The sequence below is a fragment of the Methanoculleus sp. SDB genome (assembly GCA_001412355.1).
In the GTDB taxonomy this organism is placed as follows: domain Archaea; phylum Halobacteriota; class Methanomicrobia; order Methanomicrobiales; family Methanomicrobiaceae; genus LKUD01.
On the sequence record LKUD01000042.1, the window covers coordinates 25,230 to 40,394 of the forward strand.

Below are 15,165 nucleotides of genomic sequence, written 5' to 3' on the forward strand. Positions count from 1 at the left end.
TTAAACCCCGTGCGAATCCACCGCCGCCTTCATCCGGGCGGTGAACGCCGCAAGCTCCCGCTCCATCCTGCCAGGATTTCCGGCATTTCTCTCGATAATCTCCACGATGGCGCTTCCGACAATAACGCCGTCCGCTCCGGCCTCCACCGCCTGCCGGGCCTGGACTTCATCCGCTATCCCGAAGCCGAGGGCGAGCGGCATGTCGGTCTGCTCCCGTACCCGTCGGATCAGGGGCCGGGCGGCTTCCGAGAGCGTTTCACGTTTTCCCGTCACCCCCGAGAGGGAGACCAGGTAGAGAAAGCCGCCGGCCAGTGCGGAAATCATTTTCACGCGGGCGGGGGGCGTTGTCGGTGTCACCGTAAAGATCTGCTCAATCCCTGACTCTTTCGCAGGGCCCGTCACCAACCCCGCCTCTTCGGCCGGCATATCGACGACCAGTATCCCGTCAACCCCGGCGTCCTTCGCCTCGCGGTAGAAGCATGCGGGCCCCCGGGCATAGACCGTGTTGCAGTATACGAGCAGCACGACCGGAATATCCGACTCTTTCCTGATCTCCCTCACGAGCGTAAAGGCGGAGGCGGTCGTTGCACCGGCAGAGAGAGCCCGTTCATCGGCCCGCTGGATTACGGGGCCGTCGCCCACCGGGTCCGAGAACGGGATGCCCAGCTCCAGAATGTCCGCTCCCGAACGGATGAGGGTCTGCGCAATCATAAGCGAGGTCGCGTAATCGGGATCGCCCGCCACCGTAAAGGCGATGAATGCCGGTCCTTCAAAGGCTTTATTGATTCTGCTCATGCACGACCTCCCGTGTGATATCCTTGTCACCCCTCCCGGAGAGGTTGATGATGACGATATCGTCTTTTTCGAACCTGCCCTTCTCCCGGAGGAGATAGGCAACCGCATGCGCCGACTCGAGTGCCGGCACGATTCCCTCCCGTCGCGAGAGATACCGGAACGCGTCGAGGACCTCCGTGTCCCGGACGCTTTCATAGCGTACCCGGCCGGTATCTTTGAGCATGCTATGCTCGGGCCCGACCGAGGGGTAGTCCAGCCCGGCCGCTATCGAGTGCGTTCCGCGGACCTGCCCGTCGTCGTCCTGGAGAAGGTAGGAGAGGGCTCCGTGCAGGATCCCCGGCCTGCCGTGCCCGAGCGAGGCACCGTGTTCTCCGGGCTCTATGCCCCTGCCGCCGGCCTCGACGCCGGTGAGCGCCACATCATCCCCGAGGAAGGGATGGAAGATCCCGATGGCATTGGATCCGCCGCCCACACAGGCGATCACGTCATCGGGGAGGCGCTCCTCACGCTCGAGGATCTGCCGCCGGGCCTCCTTTCCGATGACTGTCTGGAAATCCCTGACCATCCGGGGGTACGGGTGCGGCCCGACGACAGAGCCGAGGATATAGGCAGAATCCCCGGCACTGGCTGCCCAGTCCCGCATCGCCTCATTGACCGCATCCTTGAGGGTCGCGGTCCCGCCGCTTACCGGGATGACGGTTGCGCCCATCAGCTCCATTCTGACGACATTAAGATGCTGTCGGGTGCAGTCCGTCTCTCCCATGTATACCTCGACCGGGAGACCGATCACCGCCCCGGCAATCGCCGTCGCAACGCCGTGCTGGCCGGCTCCCGTCTCGGCGATCAGCCTCTTTTTGTTCATATGGCGTGCAAGAAGGGCCTGTCCGAGCGTGTTGTTGAGTTTATGCGCCCCGCCATGGAGGAGGTCCTCGCGTTTGAGGTATACCCTGCACCCCATATCGTCCGAGACATTCCTGCAGAATGTCAGGGGTGTCTCCCTCCCGGCATACTCCGTCAGGTACAACGCAAGCTCGTCCTGAAACTCCCTGCTCCGGCAGATGGTTCTCTGCCCCTCCTCGAGCGCCGCCAGGGCTGCCATCAGGGTTTCCGGAACAAACTGACCGCCGTATTGGCCGAAACGTCCTTTCTTCATGGAAGCCTCCTGCATGCGCTGATAAATGCACGCACGAGCCGGGGGTCCTTGACTCCGGGCCGGCTCTCGACCCCCGACGCCACATCGAGTGCATAGGGGCAGAGGGCCGCTGCGGCGTTCGCATTCTCCGGGGTCAGCCCTCCGGCAAGGATGGCCGGGAGGGGGCAGTTTGCGAGCACCTGCCGCGCAAATCCCCGGTCAAAGGGCTGCCCCCTCCCCCTGCTGGAGTCGATCACGACCGCATCGCAGGGGTAGGCCGGCCTCTGTCCGGGGCTGATCATACGCAGGACCCGCGCACGGGTGCGGGGGAGGGGGATCTCCGCCCGCACCTGCACGGCCGGGGTGCGGAGCGCGAGCATCTCGTCGATCTCCTCCCCGTCCTCCGTCGCCGTCACGCATACCCCTGTCGTGAAGGGGCCGAGTCGATCAAGGATCTCTCCGGCGCGCTCCACCGCAACCGAGCGCGGCGAATCGCTGAAGACGACGATGCCGACGGCATCGGCTCCCGCCTCCTCCGCACAGCGTGCATCCCCGGGCGAGGTGACCCCGCAGATCTTTATGCGAATACCAATCCCTCCAGTGCCGTGTGCGGCTCCTTTGCTGACATGAGTGCCGTTCCGACAAGGAAGGCGTCGGCATGGGGGGCAAGCCGCCTGATATCCTCCGGCCCTGTAATCCCGCTCATCGCGACGACGAGCCTGCCGGCATTCCGAATCCGTCCGGCTCGTTCGGCCGTTGTATCCGGCCGGATCTGCATGGTGCGGAGGTCACGGTTGTTGATCCCGATGATCCCGGCACCCGATGCGAGCGCCACCTCCACATCATGGTGCGTGTGCACCTCGACCAGGGGTTCGAGCCCCGCCTTCCGGGCAGCAGTGACGAACGTTCCGAGCCGGTCGCCGAGCAGGCCCGCGATCAGGAGCACCGCATCCGCCCCGAGCTCTTTCGTCTCCCCGATCTGGCGTACATCGATGATGAAGTCCTTTCGTAAAACCGGGAGAGAGACAACTTCTTTCACCGCCGCAATATCTTCCGGCCTTCCCCCGAAGAATTCGGGCTCGGTGAGAACCGATATGGCCGCACACCCGCCTCTCCGATATTCTTCCGCGATTGCGGCGGGATCGGTCCGATCCCGTATCCTTCCCGAGGAGGGCGAGGAAAACTTGATCTCCGCGATGACCGCATGCCTTCCCCGAACGGACGTTATCGCCTCCTTCAGGCTCAGAGGGTCGTTCCTCTCTCCGCCTCGTCCGGGCTCTTTTATCCGATGCCGTGTCGTCCTGAGGATCTCGTCCAGAATCATGGTGTTTCCCCGGTTATCTCAATCAGCGATTCCAGTTTTCTCCGGGCCTTTCCGCTGTCAATCGAGTCCTCCGCACGGCGGATGCCCTCGTCAAGCGAACCTGCCCGTCCCCCGAGGCATATCGCGGCCCCGGCATTCATGAGCACGATGTCGCGTGCCGGCCCCTCCCCTCCTCCGAGGACGTGCAGGAAGATCTCCGCATTCTCTCCAGCATCGCCTCCCCTGAGCGCGGCCGGATCGGCCTCGGAGATGCCGAAGTCCCGGCATGAAAGTTCGTAATGCTCCACCTTCCCGTCGGTGAGCTCTGAAACCCGGGTTCTCCCGGCCGTTGTGATCTCATCGAGCCCGTCGCCGTGAACGACCATCGCCCGCCGGGTGCCGAGTATCTTCAGGGCACCGGCGACCGTTTCCGTGAGCTCCGGGTTGTATACGCCGATGAGCTGGGCTTCTGCCCCGGCAGGGTTTGCAAGCGGGCCGAGGATATTGAAGAGGCTCCGTATCCCGATCTCCATCCGCGGCCCGGCAACGGCTTTCATCGCCCGGTGGTACAGGGGTGCGAACAGAAAGCCGATGCCAATCTCCTCTATGATGCGGCATGTTCTTTCGGGCGGGATGGCGAGGACGACCCCGACCTTCTCCAGCAGATCGGCTGATCCGCACCTGCTGCTCACGCTTCTGTTTCCGTGTTTGACGACGGGAACCCCTGCACCCGCGGCGACGAACGCGGCTGCCGTGCTGATATTGAACGTTCCTCGCATATCCCCTCCCGTCCCGCAGGTATCGACGAGCGTGCCTTCACATTTCGGCCTTATTGCCGCGGCATGCTCCCTCAGCACACCCGCACCGGCGGCAATCTCGGTCTTCGTCTCTCCCTTCATGCTCATTGCGGTCAGGAAAGCTCCGATCTGTGCATCTGTCGCACTGCCTGTCATCATGGAAGTCATGGCAGACGCCGCCTCATCGGCGGTGAGATCCGTCCGTGCCGCGGCCCGTGCTATCGCTCTCTGCATCACCGGCACCCGCTCCCCAGGAAATTTGTCATCAGGTGCATGCCTTCCCCCGTGAGGATGCTCTCGGGGTGAAACTGTATGCCCTCAATCGGGTAGTCGCGGTGCCGGACGCTCATGACATAGCCGTCATCGCAGCTCACCGCGGTCACGGCAAGTTCGTCGGGGAGCGTCCCCCTCTCCGCGATGAGGGAGTGGTACCTCGTCGCCGTAAACGGATTCACAAGTCCGGAAAAGATCCCGGCACCATCATGCGAGATCAGGGAGGTCATCCCGTGCATGAGGTTTTCCGCCCGGACGATCTCCCCTCCGAAAGCGAAGCAGATCGCCTGGTGGCCGAGGCACACGCCGAGGGTCGGGATCTCCCGTGAAAACGTCGCAAGGGCGTGGAGGCAGAGCCCCGAGTTTTCGGGCCGGCCGGGCCCCGGAGAGAGGATGACCCGCTCGATATCCCGGAGCCGGAGCTTTTCGGGCGGGTAATCGTTCGGCACGACCACGGGCTCCGAGCCCAGGCGGCCGATCATCTGGCAGAGATTATAGGTAAAGCTGTCGTAGCAGTCGATTACAAGGGCCTTCATCCTTTTCCCTCCGCTCTCCTGATTGCATCGAGCATGGCCCCGGCCTTTATCGCGGTCTCGGCATATTCCTTCTCGGGGACAGAGTCCGCGACGATGCCGGCTCCGGCCTGGACGGAGGCCTTTCCGTTTTCGACGACGATTGTCCGGATGGCTATTGCGAGGTTCAGATCCCCGTTCAGCCCGATATAGCCGGCAGCTCCCGCATAGATGCCTCTCTTCTCGTCCTCCAGTTCGTCGATGATCTGCATCGCCCTGATCTTCGGCGCACCGGAAACCGTTCCGGCGGGAAAACAGGAGACGAAGGCATCAAACCGGTCGCAGTCGTCTCTGAGTCTGCCGTTCACCCGGGAAACGATATGCTGGACATGAGAAAACTTCTCGACCTCCATGAAAATGTCGGGAGTGACCGAGCCGTAGGTGCAGACCCTGCCGAGATCATTTCGTGCCAGATCGACGAGCATGAGGTGTTCGGCGCACTCCTTTCTGTCGGCGAGGAGTTCCCGGGCAAGCCGCCCGTCCTCTGCCGCGTCCTGTCCCCGCGGCCGGGTGCCGGCGATGGGAACGGTGGTCACCGTTTTTCCTTCGACTCTCACAAGCATTTCGGGGCTGGATCCGATGATCTGCCTCTTCCCGAAGTCGAGGAAGTACATGTAATTGCTCGGATTCACCTCCCTGAGAGTCGCATAAAGAGCCCGTGGCGATGCGCTGAACGGGCACTCCATTTTTCGGGAGATGACCGCCTGGAGGATCTCGCCCGAACGGACGTATTCCTTCGCCCGCGCCACCCGCTCTTCATAGGCTTTTTCAGTGAGGTTCGAGGTAAGCCGCAGTTTTCCGGAGCCTTCGGATCTGTTCGCATGCCCTGCCGGTCTGCGGGCCCGGTCCCGTATTCGCCGTTCTGCTTTGTCATATTCTTCCAAGGGATCGGAGTTCTCCGTGATGAGCGGATAGGAAAAAAGATACCTGGCATTGTCCCGGTGATCGGTGACAATGCTCTCGCGGGTGAATATAAACTCGGCAACCGGCGTTTTTCTCTCTGCCGGACGATACTCCGGGAGCATCTCGTAGAGCGAGTAGACAAGATCATACGCAAAGTAGCCGGCAAAGCACCCAGTGAAATCAGGCGTATTCTCTGTGCATACCGTAAAGGCGTCGATAATCGACCTGACCGTCTCGACGGGGTTCCGGCCTCGGGCCGCCCGGCGCGCAGTCTCGACATACCGCTCGTCTCCCGTCAGGCTGAGCCCGTCTCCGATCGAGATGGTCAGCACGACATCCATTCCCCTCACCGAATACCGCGCATCCCTTTTTTTCGTATCAAGGGATTCAAGGATAAATCCGCAGTCCCCGCCGGGAAGGATACTTTCCGGCAGGGTCGTGCAGAGCGGAATTATCACGGGCTTTTTACTGCTGTGCGTAATTTTCTCGAATTCTTCTGCCGTCAGGTTCAGTTCTGTTCCGGTCTCCATTCCACTGGCATCACCACTGAACAAATTTGTACTTCATTGTATAAATATGCTCACAAGTACGCATTAATGTACTGGGGTAGATCCGAAGAAGGCGCCATCTTCCTTTCTTATGGATAGGGATTCCGGATGAATTCTCAGGTGTTATCGTATGAGGTACCGGCGGCAAACTGTTCGATGCCATAAAAAAAGAAGCGGGAGGGCTTCCCCGGGCCGTTCCCGAATATTTTTTCGCATGTGTGTGGACAGGAAAGGAATTCAGGGTGTGCATAGTGACCGTTGTATGGTAGGGCAGCCACAGGAACGGAGGAGGTGTGTTCCAACCCGCCGATTTCTCGGGACCGCCCACCACATAACTGTGCTATTTTATCATATATATTTCTTACTTAATGTTATTAATATTAATATTTGTATGATATAGCCCCCCCCCGGCACTGATGGGAGCGTTTACAGGATTGAACAGCAAAAATCCGCAATGACTCCCGTCGCACTCCATCCGGTGTTTTCCCAGACCCGGCGATGGCGGCCATTGTGGCGCCCTCTTCCCTCTTGTCTCCGGGAAAAGCGACTGCCGCGTACCGCTGGCACCTCATCGTTGTCTCCCACACCTCCGCTGCCATGGTGCTCTCCTGAGCCACCGGTTCCCTCCGGGTTGATAGCGAGTGCCGGAATCGATTGGATTGGCAGCTCTATTTTCTTTGAACGCGAGAAAAATGGGATGGGATTTTTTACGGTCGCTCGCGGACAGCCCGTATCGGCACTACATAGGGTGGTGAGGGGTCGTGCTTTACCAGCGCTTCGATGCCGTACACCTCGCGGATCATCTCAGGAGAGAGCAAATCGGACGGGCTTCCCTGTCCGTATACCGTTCCCCGGTTGAGAACGAGCAGATCGGTGCAGTACCGTGACGCGAGATTCAGGTCGTGAATTGCCATGATAACCGTGAGGTCTCGCTCACGTGCGAGTCCGGAAATGACTTCGAGAACCCCCATCTGGTAATGCACGTCAAGGTTGCTTGTGGGTTCGTCCAGCAGGAGGATCTGTGTGTCCTGAACCAGTGCCCGGGCGATCATCACCCGCTGCCGCTCTCCCCCGGAGAGATTGCGAATATTCCTGAAGGCAAGATTCTCGATTCCGAGCAGTTTTATCGCCTCTATCACCTTCAGCTCGTCGGATTCGGAGACGCTCCAGTTCAGGTACGGTCGTCGGCCCATCAGCACGATCTCAAAAACGGTCGAGGAACCTGACGAAGAGATGGCCTGGGGAACATACGAGATCCGCCGGGAGAGTTCGCGGCGGGACAATCTCTGCAGATCCGTTCCGTCCAGCCGGATCGAACCCCTGTCCGGGAGGAGTATCTGATCGATGCACTTGATCAGGGTCGTCTTTCCGCAGCCGTTCGGCCCCACAATACCGAGGAGTTCACCCTCACCCGTCTCGAACGAGATGGCGTCGAGCACTTTCCCCTGGCGGTACGAGAAAGAGAGATCCTCGATTCGAAGCGTTACCACTGTCCATCACTCCTGTGAAGAAAGAGATAGATGAAGAACGGCACTCCAAGGAGTGCGGTCATGATGCCGACCGGTATGATCGCGGGAGCAAGGATGCTTCGGGCGAGGCTGTCAGCACCGAGCAGCAGGACCGCGCCCGCGAGTCCTGAAGCAGGGAGGAGAGTGCGGTGGTCGCCCCCGAGGATCATTCGCGTGATATGGGGTGCGACAAGACCGATAAACCCGATGGTGCCCGTGAAGCAGATGATGGAGGCGGTCATGAGCGATGCGATGACCATAAATGCCGTCATTGAGCGCTCGACCGGCACCCCGAGGCTGGATGCCACCTCGTCCCCCTCTGCGAGTGCGTTCAGATCCCATGCCCGGAGGAACAAATAGGGGAGGCACAGTGCAAGGATCAGGCTCACCACGCTGAGTTTCAGCCACGATGATTTCTCCAGTGAGCCGAACATCCAGAAGACCACCTCCTGCAGCTGTGCAGACGTGCCGAGATACTGAAGAAGCGAGGTGATGGCGGAGAAGAGATACATAAGCGCGATTCCGGCAAGGATCATGGTCTCCGACCTCACGCCCCGATACCGGGCCATCCCGTAGATCGCGCCGGCAGCGAGGGCCGAGAAGAGAAATGCATTGCCGATGACGAGGTACTCTCCGCTCATCATCCCGGCACCGAGCACGATCGCGATCGAGGCACCGGTTGCCGCCGCGGAGGCGATGCCGAGCGTGAAGGGGCTCGCGAGGGGATTCCGGAGTATTCCCTGCATCACCGCACCGGCAATGGCGAGGCCGGCGCCTGCGGTCACGGCGAAGAGCACCCGGTGCAGCCGATAGTCCCAGATGATGATCATCGCGAGTTCCGTTGCACTGACGTGGTCGGGAAAGAGGCCCGCGAGGATTGCCCTGTACGATTCATCCACGGGGATATCAGCGGAGCCCAGGGTAACCGCAATCAGAGCGAGCACAATGAGCAGGATTACGAAAATACCGATAAATGTGAATCTTTTTCTCCGTAGCTGCCCGTAACGGCCATGGAGTTCAGCCGAGGTCTCCTCAGATGCCATTTCCGGTCACTCCGGGTACACGAATGCCCCTTCGGATGCGAGATCGAACGGCAGCCGCTGGAACCTGTCCAGATAATCCTGGTGGAGCACCGCAGGATTAAGATCGGCGAAGAGATCGGGATAGAACCATCGTGCGAGATATGCAGTCCCGATGAAATGCTGGGAACTTCCGAGAATATCGGAATGGATGATGTATACTCTGTCATTCTGCACGGCAGCGAGCTGGTTCCACCCCGGCCGTGCGAGGAGCGATTGCCGGACCGCGATGAGCGGTTCGATATCGCTCTTCGCATAACCGCCGAACTCAAGACCCTTCCCCGCCAGTTTTATGATCACTTCTGGATTGCGCACGATCACCGCTTCAGGATCGATTTCGGGGTAGTCGGCGGCCTCGTCGCGAAAAATGTTCATGCCGCCGGCAAGCTCGATCTTCTCATTGTATCCCGCTGCACCCGCGACGGTCTTGTAATCGTTCCAGTACTCGAAATACACACGTACCCTGTCCTTCTCAGCGATTGAGGAGACCCGTGTTCCGATAGTGTCCATCACTGACGAATAGAATTGGGCGAAATCATTCGCACCCTCTTCCTTGTCCACTATCAAGCCGATCTTCCGGATCTCTTCAGGATAGGTCCGCGGATTGAAGCAATCAAACCTGAATACCCGGATGTCGGGATAACTGCCGGTGAGTTTCTGCCCGATCTCGTCGCAGGCAGTGGTGCTGATGGTGGCATAGAGGAAGACGGTATCGGGATGCATTGAGAGAACCTTCTCCATATCCGGGGACCAGACGGACCCGATATTCTCCCGGCCGGCATGCTCGGGGAAGAAGGAGGATTTTTCCTGCGTATATTTGTCTGTCGCGACGATCTTTTCGGGATCGAATCCGATGGCGCGGAGTGTTTCCGCGGCTTCGCCATTAAAGACCACCACCCTCCGAACCGGGCGATACAGCACGATGTGGTCGGATACCGAATCCGAGACCGGCTTCGGTGTTCCGTTCCATTCGAGATACACGTGGGCGGCATCGCGGATGTCTTCACGCGTGAGGGCGGGAGAAGCGGAAAGATACTCAAGGATCCCGGTTCTCAACTCCTGCCCTGTGAGCGCATCATCGCCATTATAATCCGCAGGAATACCGTAGGCATCCCACCCCGCAGCGATGCCTGAGCCGCACAGGAACAGAAGGAAGATGCACAGCGCAAGCCGCTTCACGTCCGTCCCCTCCTCATGTACGCGAGATATCCCGTCACCGCAAGGAGCGGAAGTGCAATCCCGATGCCCGATTGCGGAGCCGCGACATCCGGGACGGGTGCAGACGGCGAGAGGGCTGCGCCGGTGGTTGCCTCATGCACGTTTCCTGAAAGGCTGTCTCCAAAATCTTCCCATGTTCCCGTAATCCCGCTCTCCTCATCGCCGATTCTTACGGTGTACTCGATGGCCTCTTCCCCGAGGAATGCAAAGCACAGCCGGTGTGAAAGGAGCCGCGTACTCTCCGGCGGATGGGTGGTCGCCACAAATTCGTATCCCCGGGGAAGTTCTTCAATGATGCCGCCCGCCATGATCCCGTGAATCTCCAGCGTGACCGTCGTCGTCGCATCAGGATTCTCCTGATAAGAGCGGATGACATCCGGCACGGTCAGCGCGGCGGCATTGCCGACCGAAAACAGTATGATAAGGAGAAGGGCGAGTGCGGGACGTTTCATCATACCATCTGGTTTCGGAAGAGTTTTAATTATTGCGATAAATGTAGCACGAAATTGTATTTTTTTGAGCCCTTTTATTCACATCACCTGATATTCACTCACTCGCGGGCAGAAACCTGGAGGGGGAGAGATGATTTCGCAATACCGTGAAGAAAGCCCCCAAAAAATTCAAACCCGCTTTACCCGAGTGTGCCGTACGGACCTTTCCAGTTTCGTGTTTTCTCTAAAAATTGTTTATATCCGTTCTTTCTGATGAATTCGATCGACTGTCTGTATTTTTTATATTTATATCCCTTTTTATCGTAAAAACCGGAGATTATGGTACAGGCGGAATAGTCCGGGCAGTCTGCGCAGGTTTCAAGGTTTCTCTGGCCGAAGCAACATACTTTCATCGGGCATCTGGCTTTGGAAATGTCCCTCTCTCCGGTATCGTACCCCAATTTACAGCCCTTGCAGAATCCTTCGACGAATGGCTTGCAGGTTCTGCAACAGGCCCCGCAGCACCCGACAAACCGCACCGGATTCTCCGGTTGCCTGTTCTCTGATTCCGTCATTCTCTCAGAGTCCTCAGTCATTTTCACATAATATACTTTTTCAGGGTATCGTGGCTTACAAAGAGGCTTAAAAACGAAGCCCCCATTACGGTTTCCTCCACGATACATGATGTTTAAATGGGTTATTCTCCAGAAGTCTTTTTCGAAGAAAAGTCTGCTTTGACCGTACTCCCCGCGCTGTAGAAGGTTCATCAGGGTTCCGGTCAATCACGGAATGACAACTAAAATAAGAATCCGGATCATTGACACCATCAGGAGAGAAGCATATGATGTGGAAGGAAATCGCAGCCGTGCTCTGCATTTCGGCACTCTGTATTGTCCCGGCATTCGCCGGACTGTATGAACCGACGGTGATCATCACCGATACGGACGTGTCCCCGGCGGTGCTTATGCCCGGAGAGACCGGGGTTATTACGGTGACCCTGAAAAATACCGCCAAAGCATCGCTGACAACGACCTACACCGCCCAGACGTCGACGAGCGAGATAACGACAAGCACCGAGGTCAACCCGACGATCAGCAGTGTCTATCTCGACGGGGGCGGGGACGTTGAGGTGCTGGGAGGAAATTCCCAGTATTCGGGGGATCTTGGTCCCGAACAGTCCATCCAGCTCTCGTTTTTAATCAGGGCTCCGGAGAAGGACGGCATCTATTTCCCTCTCCTGAGGGTGCGGGTGCTGGGGGCGGAAAGCCTCCTGTACCCGATACTGGTCAATGTGAATGTGCCGGTCTCGGTTGTCAAAAAGCCGGTGCTTCTCATCAGCCAGTCGGGGCCCGAATATATCCGGCCCGGTGATGAGGTGGAGGTGACACTCAGCGTCTCCAACAGCGGGCGGAGCAGTGCGGATGATATATTCATCCGGGTTGCCGAGGACGATCCCTCCCTTGCCCCGAAAACGTCGGGATCGTTTCACGTGGACCGCCTCGACGACGGCGAATCGCAGGACCTCGTTCTCTTCCTTGTTACCGACCCCGACCTGGAAACCGGTATCCGCGAGATTGCCCTCGATGTGAGCTATTACACCGTGGATGGCGTTCTGGTGTCCCGGACCGATGCCGTCTCTCTCGACGTCCGCGGCCGTGCGGCTATCGGTATCGCCTCCGTCAAGACCGATCCGGTGAGGGTGATGCAGGGGGACCAGTACGACCTGATCATCCGCCTAGAAAATACCGGCACCGGCGATGCGACATCCACGAAGGCGGCAATCGACCTTCCTTTTTCCGGCAACAAGGAATCCTTTATCGGAAAGATCAAGCCGGATAACGATGCTCCAGCCGTTTTCACGCTCGATGCGTCCGAAGCCCGCGACTATGACTATGCCCTGACGGTCACCTACGAGGACGACTGGGGGGCCCACACCGAAACATTCCCCCTGACAATGCCGGTCCGGTCGAAAGGCGACGGGGGCATCGTTGTCTTCGGCGTGATCCTCCTCGCCGTCGTTGCGGCGGGCGCATGGTACTATTTCGTCTACACAAAAAAGGACGGACAGGACTGAGCACCGATGTTCGAGAACCTCAGGGTCTCCGTGTTTCTTGCGGCGCGGGCCCTGCAGCGGGGCGGCAGGGGCAGAGTGCTCTTAAATATCATCGTCATCGCCTTTGTCTTCACCAACATGATCTTCCTTCCGTCGGTCATTTCGGGAGCCGTGGAGTCGTATAATGTCCAGACCATCGATTTCATGACGTCGGACATCGTCATCGGGCCGCGTGTGGACGAACGCTACATCGAGGATGCCGACACCCTCCTCGGACGTATCAACAGGATTCCCGGCGTCATCCGGGCATCCGCACGATTTTCCATGCCCGTCTCGGTGGACTTCGAGGAGAATACCGTTTCCATCGAAGTCAAAGCCTTCGACCCGCGCGATGAGGTGGAGGTCACGAAGATCCACGAGTTCATCGAGGAAGGCAGTTTTCTGGGAAGCGGGGACCGCGACGAGATCCTGCTCGGGGTGCTCGTGACCGGCCACGAGGACAAGTCGAAGGACTTCTACGATTCGCTCGGCGGGGCGGCCGTCGGGGACGTCGTCACGGTCAGGTACGCAAACGGTGTTGTGCGTCAGTACCGGATCAAGGGCATTGTCCGGACAAAATCCTATATCGCCGATTACATGGCGTTTGTCACCGCCGACGAGATGGAGAGCGTGCTGGGCGGCACCGGGCCGAACACCCGTGCAAGCGAGATCCTCGTCAAGGCGACCGACGATGCCGATCTTTCCGCCCTCAAACGAATGATCCTCAGTTTCGGTGTCGGGGAGGAAGTAAAAACCTGGGAGGACGCAACATCGGACATCGTCGCCGAATCGGTCGAATCCTTTAACATCATCAACAACATCACCGTCATCGGAAGCCTCATCATCGCAATCGTGGTGATCTTCATCCTGATTACGATCAAGACATTCACCAACAGAAAGCAGATTGGCATCCTGAAAGCGATCGGGATAAAAAAGAGCGTCATCATCAACTCCTATGTCATGCAGGTGTTCTTCATCTGCACCTTCGGGGTGATCCTCGGGCTGGTGATCCTCGAGGCGATGGTGCTCTACTTCACCGCCTACCCAATCGAATTTCCGGACGGGACCGTCACGCCGCTTGTGGATGCGGGCATGCTCGTTGAAAATACCGTCATGCTCTACCTCTCCTCGGCGGTTGCCGGGTTCATTCCCGCCTGGCGGATCACCAACGAAAAGATCCTCGATGCGATGCGGGGTGCCTGATGATCACCGCCCGCAACCTGAAAAAGATCTATACGATGGGCCGTGTCGAGGTGCACGCCTTGAACGGGGTATCCTTCGATATCGGTACCGGTGAGTTTGTCGGGATCATGGGATCGTCGGGCTCCGGGAAATCAACCCTTCTGCATATGCTCGGGCTTCTGGACGATCCCACCGAAGGGGAGATCACGATCGGCGGCGAGGATGTGCTCGAGTTCTCCGACAGCAAAAAAACCCGGTTCCGGCTGCAGAAGTTCGGGTTCATCTTCCAGGATTACGCCCTCGTCCCTGAGCTCTCGGCGCTTGAAAACGTCATTCTCCCGGCACTCGCCCGCGGCGTCCCCCTCCCCGACGCCTCTGCGACGGGCCGCGACTACCTCGACCGGGTGGACCTCGCAGGGAGGAAGGACCACCTCCCCGCCGAACTCTCCGGCGGCGAGCAGCAGCGGGTGGCCATCGCCAGGGCCCTCGTAAACAACCCCGACATCCTCTTCGCCGACGAGCCCTGCGCAAACCTCGACAGCATGAACTCGCGTGCCGTACTCGATCTTTTCGGGCAGATCAACGAGGAGCTGAACCAGACGGTGATCATGGTCTCCCACGAAGACTGGCACAGGGAGTATTTCGACCGGGTGATCCGCCTCCGCGACGGAAAGATCGAGAAGGAGGAGGTGTTGCGGGAAAAAGTTCAATGACGACAATCTCAGGTTTCACGGCAGAGAGGGAGAAATGATATATTGGTTACTGTCCCGCTTTTTCCTCACCGGAGATACAACAAGGGCAAGCCCCGGAAGAGAAACCCCCGGGACTCCGAATGACGGGAACTCGGCACACGGGGTGGCATCATCGGGGGAAGAGAGTGAAAGGGAAGAAATTACACGAGTGTAGAGTGGTTATGGTGCACCAAAAGGATCACGGAGGGAAAGAGGGAGAATAATCAGGATTTTTTCCGGCCATAGCAGATGAGTGCAATTATCCCGAAAATAAACCCAAGAGGAATGAACAGAGCGGGAAATTCCGGTACAACAACATCCGGGGGCATGCCACAGGAAGGATGCCAGTCCGAATACTGATTGTTCGTCAGCCGGATCGGCCCGGATCCGTCCGCGTTCATGACGTAAATCTCATCGCTTCCATCCCGATCGGTAACAAACGCAATTTTCGTTCCGTCCACGGACCAGGCCGGCTGCCAGTCCTGTGAAGGATCGGTTGTCAGCCGGGTCTGGGCGGTTCCGTCCGCGTTCATCACGTAGATCTCATCATTTCCTTCCCGCCTCGAATAAAATGCAATTTTCGTCCCGTCCGGTGACCAGG

General features: G+C 58.6%; 16 protein-coding genes and 1 pseudogene. 3 read left to right on the plus strand and 14 right to left on the minus strand.

Translation table 11 applies throughout. From position 1 onward, the window contains the following. The 13 genes from APR53_03025 to APR53_03085 form a co-directional block, all read right to left on the minus strand. Complete coding sequence (locus APR53_03025; protein ID KQC04716.1) at nt 1-795, minus strand: tryptophan synthase subunit alpha; 795 nt, start codon at nt 793-795, stop codon at nt 1-3. Further along, entirely contained in the window at nt 779-1,948 is a 1,170-nt protein-coding gene (locus APR53_03030; GenBank protein KQC04717.1) for a tryptophan synthase subunit beta, read from the minus strand. The genes APR53_03025 and APR53_03030 overlap by 17 nt, the downstream gene beginning before the upstream one ends. Next, a complete protein-coding gene (locus APR53_03035; protein ID KQC04718.1) occupies nt 1,945-2,508 on the minus strand; it encodes a hypothetical protein in 564 nt (187 codons plus the stop codon). The genes APR53_03030 and APR53_03035 overlap by 4 nt, the downstream gene beginning before the upstream one ends. Beyond that, entirely contained in the window at nt 2,505-3,251 is a 747-nt protein-coding gene (locus APR53_03040) for an indole-3-glycerol phosphate synthase (protein ID KQC04719.1), read from the minus strand. The genes APR53_03035 and APR53_03040 overlap by 4 nt, the downstream gene beginning before the upstream one ends. After that, the gene (locus tag APR53_03045; GenBank protein KQC04729.1) at nt 3,248-4,264 is read right to left on the minus strand and encodes an anthranilate phosphoribosyltransferase; all 1,017 of its coding nucleotides are present in this window, start codon (nt 4,262-4,264) and stop codon (nt 3,248-3,250) included. The genes APR53_03040 and APR53_03045 overlap by 4 nt, the downstream gene beginning before the upstream one ends. Continuing rightward, entirely contained in the window at nt 4,261-4,836 is a 576-nt protein-coding gene (locus APR53_03050; GenBank protein KQC04720.1) for an anthranilate synthase, read from the minus strand. The genes APR53_03045 and APR53_03050 overlap by 4 nt, the downstream gene beginning before the upstream one ends. Further along, nucleotides 4,833-6,305, minus strand: coding sequence for a hypothetical protein (locus tag APR53_03055; GenBank protein KQC04721.1), 1,473 nt, complete (start codon nt 6,303-6,305; stop codon nt 4,833-4,835). Before APR53_03055 ends, APR53_03050 begins: the two co-directional genes overlap by 4 nt. 398 nt (nt 6,306-6,703) lie before the next feature. Continuing rightward, nucleotides 6,704-6,940, minus strand: coding sequence for a hypothetical protein (locus APR53_03060; protein ID KQC04722.1), 237 nt, complete (start codon nt 6,938-6,940; stop codon nt 6,704-6,706). Nucleotides 6,941-7,030: 90 nt separating this feature from the next. Next, the gene (locus APR53_03065) at nt 7,031-7,813 is read right to left on the minus strand and encodes an iron ABC transporter ATP-binding protein (protein KQC04723.1); all 783 of its coding nucleotides are present in this window, start codon (nt 7,811-7,813) and stop codon (nt 7,031-7,033) included. After that, nucleotides 7,807-8,874: an iron ABC transporter permease gene (locus tag APR53_03070; protein ID KQC04724.1), complete on the minus strand. Its 1,068-nt coding sequence runs from the start codon at nt 8,872-8,874 to the stop codon at nt 7,807-7,809. The genes APR53_03065 and APR53_03070 overlap by 7 nt, the downstream gene beginning before the upstream one ends. 6 nt (nt 8,875-8,880) lie before the next feature. Next, the gene (locus APR53_03075; protein KQC04730.1) at nt 8,881-10,074 is read right to left on the minus strand and encodes an ABC transporter substrate-binding protein; all 1,194 of its coding nucleotides are present in this window, start codon (nt 10,072-10,074) and stop codon (nt 8,881-8,883) included. Nucleotides 10,075-10,085: 11 nt separating this feature from the next. Continuing rightward, the gene (locus tag APR53_03080; GenBank protein ID KQC04725.1) at nt 10,086-10,583 is read right to left on the minus strand and encodes a hypothetical protein; all 498 of its coding nucleotides are present in this window, start codon (nt 10,581-10,583) and stop codon (nt 10,086-10,088) included. A gap of 176 nt (nt 10,584-10,759) precedes the next feature. Then, nucleotides 10,760-11,134 carry a hypothetical protein gene (locus APR53_03085; GenBank protein KQC04731.1) on the minus strand — a complete coding sequence of 125 codons (375 nt, stop codon included), beginning with the start codon at nt 11,132-11,134 and terminating at the stop codon, nt 10,760-10,762. 266 nt (nt 11,135-11,400) lie between these two features. On the opposite strand from APR53_03085, the gene APR53_03090 reads away from it, so the two are divergent. Genes APR53_03090 through APR53_03100 form a run of 3 tightly spaced genes read left to right on the plus strand, consistent with a single transcriptional unit; the run spans nt 11,401 to nt 14,546 of the window. Next, the gene (locus tag APR53_03090) at nt 11,401-12,633 is read left to right on the plus strand and encodes a hypothetical protein (protein ID KQC04726.1); all 1,233 of its coding nucleotides are present in this window, start codon (nt 11,401-11,403) and stop codon (nt 12,631-12,633) included. Between the two features lie 6 nt (nt 12,634-12,639). Beyond that, on the plus strand, nt 12,640-13,854 hold the full coding sequence (locus APR53_03095; GenBank protein ID KQC04727.1) for a hypothetical protein: 1,215 nt from the start codon (nt 12,640-12,642) through the stop codon (nt 13,852-13,854). Continuing rightward, entirely contained in the window at nt 13,854-14,546 is a 693-nt protein-coding gene (locus APR53_03100; protein ID KQC04728.1) for an ABC transporter, read from the plus strand. Before APR53_03095 ends, APR53_03100 begins: the two co-directional genes overlap by 1 nt. A gap of 242 nt (nt 14,547-14,788) precedes the next feature. Here APR53_03100 and APR53_03105 read toward each other — a convergent pair. Further along, nucleotides 14,789-15,165: pseudogene (locus tag APR53_03105) on the minus strand.